General features: G+C 47.1%; 7 protein-coding genes. 6 read left to right on the top strand and 1 reads right to left on the bottom strand.

From position 1 onward, the window contains the following. Window positions 1–108: 108 nt before the first annotated feature. From QMA35_RS20635 to QMA35_RS20660, 6 genes are all read left to right on the top strand, one after another. Complete coding sequence (locus QMA35_RS20635) at window positions 109–435, top strand: AraC family transcriptional regulator (RefSeq protein WP_281649034.1); 327 nt, start codon at window positions 109–111, stop codon at window positions 433–435. A gap of 101 nt (window positions 436–536) precedes the next feature. Then, window positions 537–1,259: an AzlC family ABC transporter permease gene (locus QMA35_RS20640; RefSeq protein WP_281649035.1), complete on the top strand. Its 723-nt coding sequence runs from the start codon at window positions 537–539 to the stop codon at window positions 1,257–1,259. Continuing rightward, the gene (locus QMA35_RS20645; RefSeq protein ID WP_281649036.1) at window positions 1,252–1,581 is read left to right on the top strand and encodes an AzlD domain-containing protein; all 330 of its coding nucleotides are present in this window, start codon (window positions 1,252–1,254) and stop codon (window positions 1,579–1,581) included. The genes QMA35_RS20640 and QMA35_RS20645 overlap by 8 nt, the downstream gene beginning before the upstream one ends. A 265-nt stretch (window positions 1,582–1,846) precedes the next feature. Further along, window positions 1,847–2,638, top strand: a complete 792-nt coding sequence (locus tag QMA35_RS20650) for a hypothetical protein (RefSeq protein ID WP_281649037.1) — start codon at window positions 1,847–1,849, stop codon at window positions 2,636–2,638. An 81-nt stretch (window positions 2,639–2,719) separates the two neighbouring features. Beyond that, on the top strand, window positions 2,720–3,385 hold the full coding sequence (gene rpe / locus QMA35_RS20655; RefSeq protein WP_281649038.1) for a ribulose-phosphate 3-epimerase: 666 nt from the start codon (window positions 2,720–2,722) through the stop codon (window positions 3,383–3,385). A gap of 43 nt (window positions 3,386–3,428) precedes the next feature. Further along, a complete protein-coding gene (locus QMA35_RS20660; protein WP_281649039.1) occupies window positions 3,429–4,130 on the top strand; it encodes a phosphoglycolate phosphatase in 702 nt (233 codons plus the stop codon). Between the two features lie 66 nt (window positions 4,131–4,196). Here QMA35_RS20660 and QMA35_RS20665 read toward each other — a convergent pair whose 3' ends face one another. Further along, window positions 4,197–5,228: a PTS sugar transporter subunit IIC gene (locus QMA35_RS20665; protein ID WP_281649040.1), complete on the bottom strand. Its 1,032-nt coding sequence runs from the start codon at window positions 5,226–5,228 to the stop codon at window positions 4,197–4,199. Window positions 5,229–5,952 lie beyond the last annotated feature (724 nt).

Genomic DNA, 5,952 nt, shown 5'->3' on the forward strand with positions numbered 1-5,952 from the left:
CTGAGAGATTTCAGGAACTCTTGGAATTGTGTTTGCTGCATGACGATGGTTCCAATTACACGACAGAAACCGGTGCTCAGAAGTATAGTTCATGCACCAACATGTATTGTGAACAGAGCCGACTGTCCAATAGCTGTCAGCTTTTGCCGGGATTATATTGCTGACCACTATTGTCAGAATATTTCTCTCACAGAATTAAGTCGGCTTGTTGGGTTGAATGCTTCTTATCTGACTCGTTTGTTCAGAAAACATATGGGAATGCCACCCCATAGCTGGCAGATTCAGGTGCGTATACACAGAGCGAAAGAGTTAATTCGGCAGGGGCTGCCCCTCGTCGAAGTCGCTGCGATCACAGGTTTTAGCGACCAAAGCCATCTCACCCGCCATTTTCGAAAGTCACTGGGAATTACCCCCGGTGTTTACGGCTGCAAATAACGAATCCGGGCAAGCTCAATAGAAAGTCAGTTTTGTACAAAACAGAAAAGCTGTAATTGGTTAAGCTACAGCTCTAATAAATAAATAGAAATTTCTAACAGATGTCGGAAACAGAAAACTCTTCCAGGCTAGTATTTCAGGGGGCGCGGGATACTCTTCCTCTTATTCTTGCCGCCATACCTTTTGGCATTCTTTACGGTGTACTAGCTAAGACTGGTGGGCTGTCGTTTGGCGCAACTCTCGCCATGTCTTTATTGGTGTATGCTGGCTCTGCCCAGTTTATTGCTGTTTCTATGATGGCGACAGGTGTCGCATGGCCAGCCATTTTATTAACCACCTTTTTTGTTAACCTCCGGCATATGCTTTATGCCGCAACGTTAGTTCCCCATGTTCGTTCCATGTCGTCTTTTGTAAAAGCCAGAATGGCTTTCTGGTTGACCGATGAAACATTCGCTGTGGTGATCAACTGGCTGAGAGAGCATCGTAGTGGGTTCGGGCTGCAGTGGTATTATCTTGGCTCTGGTCTTTTGATGTATAGCAATTGGGCTTTGTGCACAGTCATTGGTTACGCACTTGGAATATCTTTACCGGGCATGGAAGGCTGGGGGCTGGAGGTGGCCATGATTGTCGCCTTTGTGGGGATTGTTGCTCCGGCACTGACCAATTCGGCTATGTGGATAACAGCAGGCGTGGCATCTCTTGGTGGTGTTTTGACTTGGGGCTGGCCAAATCAAAGTGGGCTTATGATTTCTGCACTAATAGCTGTAGCAACAGGCGTTGCTGTGGAAAAGTTATCTAAGAAAGAGGAGGCGCGAAATGACTGAATGGATTGTGATTCTTTTAATGGCGCTGATTACATTTTCCATTCGTTATATGTTGATAGCGACCTCCGGACGCTGGCGTTTACCACCGATGATGGAAACCTCTTTGAAGTATGTTCCTGTTGCCGTGCTCAGTGTGATTGTTGTGCAAACCATCATGGTGAAGAACGGCGTTAATGAATCGGGTGTGGGCTGGGCTGTCAATCATGGTTTTCTGTTTTCAGCGGTTGTGGCATTTGTTGTGGCACGTGTGAGCAAAAGCCTGATGATTACGGTTATGGCCGGGTTGCTCTGCTACGGTGGTTATCGATACTTTCTGGGTTAAGTTCGTTTTTTAGATCAATAAAAATGAAAAATATGAATTATCAAAGGTTGATAGCTATTTTGCCTCTCGGCAATGCCCTTCGGGCGACTTTCAGCGTCACTTTGAGCCTTCAAGCTGGTCTTATCCTGTAAGATCAGAATCAGCTCAGTGCCAGCCAATGGGAGAGCTTTCTTGCTGGACATTATTTTTCACGGCTTCACTGAACGAATAAAAAGGGAATATTTGCTTAACTGTTAATTATTCAGGACGAATGATAACCGTTGCCATGATTGGAAAAGTTCGCAGACAGTTTTCTCATAAGCCAACCCCAACCCTAACCCCGCCTAGTTCTCCTATGGAGGCGCGTAAAACTCTCAAACAGCTTCCAGGCCCCGGTGTAGAAGGATTTTCACCTGTGGCAGGAAAAAGCCTTGGGGAGCGAAAGCTTACTAAATTAGACAAAATTGTTGCTTTTCTGAACCACTATTTCCTGAAGCCGTTAAATCTGCTTCAGGGAACTGTTCAGGCGATGACGGCTCACCGTGTTGTTCAAGCCAGCGAAACCACAAAAGCAGAAGCCCAGAAGTTCTGGTCTACTATGTCGGATCCTGATAAGGCCTATGTTCTTATTTTTCCAAATCCTAAAGGGGCTCTGGCTGGGTCGCAGCATGCTGCAGTTGTGATGGGTGGAGGGCAAGATATATCTGACAAGGTGGCCTATGCCTCTTGGTCCTTTGATGAAGGTCAGCAAAAACTAGGAACCTTCTTGGCCGGGCACGGTACCACTTCGTTTGAAGAAGATTTTGCCGTTCATGGCAAGCCAGAGGTGGTTGAGCTTTCAGTAGTGTCTTGCAAAGCCATGCGGAGAAAGTGGTACTGGATGCAGAAGCACCATCGGTTTTACAAACTGCTTGGTTTTAACTGCGCCAATGCTGTTCAACGGCTGGTGCGCAATGGGCTGGCTCTGAAGAGGAGGCGAATTCCCGAACTTATAGTGCCAAAGGGGTTCTGGACGCCCCACGATCTGAAACTTTGGGCGGAGAGTCTGGCGCGGGCACAGGAGCAGGGGAAGCTGTGATAGCTATTGATACGTAGCTGTCCTCAGGGCAAGTGGTTATAATCCCGCTTTTCCATGCTCGCGACTGCCTACAGAGAACCCATGAAAGACTTTCTGATTGCACCCAGTATCCTGTCTGCCGATTTTGCCCGGCTTGGAGAAGACGCTCAGGCTGTGCTGGATGCCGGGGCCGATATTATCCATTTCGATGTGATGGATAATCACTATGTACCCAACCTGACTTTTGGCCCTATGGTTTGCAAGGCACTGCGGGATTACGGCATTACTGCTCCTATTGACGTTCACCTGATGGTGACGCCCGTTGATCGGATGATCGAAGAGTTTCTGAAAGCAGGTGCCAGTTATATTACTTTCCATGCTGAGGCTTCTGATCATATTGATCGCAGTCTGCAAATAATCCGTGATGGCGGCGCGAAAGCTGGTCTGGTGCTGAACCCTGCTACTACTCCGGACTGTCTGGAGTATGTGATGGATCGTCTGGATATGATCCTTCTCATGTCTGTTAACCCCGGTTTTGGGGGGCAAAAGTTTATTCCTTCTACTCTCGCCAAGGCACGTAAAGTGCGCAAAATGATTGATGACAGTGGTCTGGATATTCGCCTCGAGATTGATGGCGGTGTGGGTGTTGGTAATATTCGCGAGATCGCTGATGCTGGCGTGGATACATTTGTTGCCGGTTCTGCTATTTACAAAGCTGAGGATTATGCAACTGTGATCAAGCAGATGCGGGCCGAGCTTGCAAAGTAAGCTAACCAAATAACTGATAATTTTCTGACTCCCGGAGGCAGGGATGCTGATTCGCCAGATGTATGCCGGTGAAATGCCGCAATTGGTGATGTTTGATCTTGATGGGACGCTGGTGGACAGTGTGCCGGATATAGCCACAGCAACAGATCAGATGCTTGAGGCTTTGGGCAAACCACCTGCCGGCATCGGCAAGACTCGTCTTTGGATTGGTAATGGTGTTGCAGTGTTGGTGCAGAGAGCTCTGCGGGATGCTGACTTTGATGACTGGGCTAACGATACCTCCTCCGATGGATTCCAAAAGGCCAAGGCGTTATTTGACGAGGCTTATGATGAGAGCTGTGGTCAGTTCAGCACTGTCTATGATGGTGTTTATGGATTCCTTAATGCTTTGAATCGATCAGGTGTCACCATGGCGGTGATTACTAACAAAAGCGAGCGTTTTACCGGAAACTTGCTTGAACAGCGGGGTTTAGCGGATTACTTCTCAATGGTGATTTGTGGAGATTCCTTGCCTGAGAAAAAGCCAAACCCTGCTCCACTTCTACATGTTTTGTCCCGTTTTGATGTTCCTGCCGAACAAGCTCTGATGGTAGGTGACTCTCGTCATGATATTGCTGCGGCTAAAGCTGCCGGGGTGAAGTGTGTGGCCGTTCCTTACGGTTATAACCATGGTGAGCCGGTTGAAGGTTTTGCCCCTGATACTGTGGTTGAGAATCTGAAAGAGCTGATCGCTGTCGATATTTAGGTTTCCCGGTTTCTTGGTAGTTTAACAAGCACCACCGATATTGCGGTGATGCTTGTTCACTTACGGTCAGGCGGGGATAGCTTTAGCTTGAGATGCTTTTTCGGTGCGTAACTTGTCAATTTTCAGGTGAATACTGGTTCCAATGTAACCGGCAATAATTCCGCAAATAGCGGCACCGACAATCGCCATCAAAACAGCACTTGCTTCATTGAAGGCAAAGGGAGCCAGCAGGCCAGGGATTGGGGCAGCTGTACCTGGAGCATTGTTAATAATGTTGAAGTAGACGGCAACAACACCGGATAGTGCGCCACCAAAGAAGTTGCAGGAATACACCTTGAAAGCGTTACGGGTAACGATATCTGCTTGAGTCAGGGGTTCCAGCATAATTGCTATGACTTTGTTGTTATCGCCCAGTTTGAGTCGCTTCATAATCATGCCATTGGTGAAGGATCCACCAACACAGGCAATGGCTGCAATCCCCATTGGCAGCCCGGTTAGCCCGAGAATAGCGGTGAGAGCCATGGAACTGAGTGGTGAGGTGCAGATCATCTTAATCAGTCCACCCAGCAAAAAGCCCATAACATAAGGAGAGGCGTTGGTCGCTTCAGTAATCGCTGCGCCAATGATGTTCATCACATTGTCGACTAGGGGGCCAGAGGTGTTGGAAAGAATATAAGCGCAGGGAGCCAAAATAAGGGCACCGGCAATAATATCTATTCCTTCAGGCAGGTGTCGTTCAATAATATCGGCAATGAAGTAGCAGATGTAACCGGCAATGAATCCAGCAAGGATACCTGTTCCTTTGGTTGCGATTGCTGCAACCAAGGCGAAAACAGGATTAGCTCCAAGTGCCAGGGCAACAAGTGCGGCCGCAGCCGGGCCACCCATCGATCCAGCGGCTAAACCAGTTTCTTTGAGTAGTGCAATACCGAGAAAATCCCCTGATATGTAAGCATGAACAGCTTCAACCAGAAAGCTTGCGACGGCGGCGGAGGCAAGGCCTCCCATTGCTTTGCTGCCTTTAGGGGCATAGCGGCTAAACAGGGAAAAAGCCGTTAAAGCAGCGAGGAGGAGAGTAACACCTTTTAACAGTTCCATAGGACCTTCACTAATCTTGTTGTTACAGGTGACTACGTATGGCTGAGCGATGCCCAGCGATAGAAGAGAGGGTTATATCTGCTCTCGAGACTTGTCACATGTATGGCTGTTAAAGCCCAAACCTGATCTGAAGATCCACCCCGGTTTTCAGCATTTTATTCTGTTGCTGTTCAACCAACTATCAGGTTAAGGAATGAGCCGTTATTCTTAGATTGCTCAATACTTGAGTGGTTAATTATTGGTAACTGAAGAATATTAAAATTGAGTTAGAGCAATTAAATTAACTAAAAACGAAAAAATATATTCTTTGAGGTGCTGTTTATTTAACCAGAGGTTCATTTTTATAACTGGAAAGACAGTAAAGTTGTCAAGGGTTACAAATGTTGTTTTTCTCTAAGTGGTCAGTATGAGTGTTTTTGTAGCCAAAAATCATCTTTGGCGGATTTGAGAGAAACCCGTTTTTGAGGGCTGCAAGAGGAATTTTGATATTGCTATTGTTCGCGGCCTTTTATAGTATGCGAAGACTTATACGTGTTTATGCTAACGCATCTTTTCAGATGCATAACTTACGAGAACGGAGTGGCCAGTGAATAATCTGACTACTTACAATCCGATCTTGGTCAAAGCCTCTTCCCTCTGGCGATGGCGTACCTGCGCCTGAGCACTTTTCCCGCTTATGTATCCCTTATGGTTTAGAGCGGTCGTTTTTTCAGTATTCCACTAT

Origin of the sequence: Parendozoicomonas sp. Alg238-R29 (genome assembly GCF_947331445.1) — a bacterium.
GTDB lineage: Bacteria > Pseudomonadota > Gammaproteobacteria > Pseudomonadales > Endozoicomonadaceae > Sansalvadorimonas.

Excerpts from the sequence above, each read along its gene's own strand:
- QMA35_RS20640 (WP_281649035.1), top strand. The coding sequence starts at position 537 with ATGTCGGAAACAGAAAACTCTTCCAGGCTAGTATTTCAGGGGGCGCGG.
- QMA35_RS20645 (WP_281649036.1), top strand. The coding sequence starts at position 1,252 with ATGACTGAATGGATTGTGATTCTTTTAATGGCGCTGATTACATTTTCC.
- QMA35_RS20650 (WP_281649037.1), top strand. The coding sequence starts at position 1,847 with ATGATTGGAAAAGTTCGCAGACAGTTTTCTCATAAGCCAACCCCAACC.
- rpe (WP_281649038.1), top strand. The coding sequence starts at position 2,720 with ATGAAAGACTTTCTGATTGCACCCAGTATCCTGTCTGCCGATTTTGCC.
- QMA35_RS20660 (WP_281649039.1), top strand. The coding sequence starts at position 3,429 with ATGCTGATTCGCCAGATGTATGCCGGTGAAATGCCGCAATTGGTGATG.
- QMA35_RS20665 (WP_281649040.1), bottom strand. The coding sequence starts at position 5,228 with ATGGAACTGTTAAAAGGTGTTACTCTCCTCCTCGCTGCTTTAACGGCT.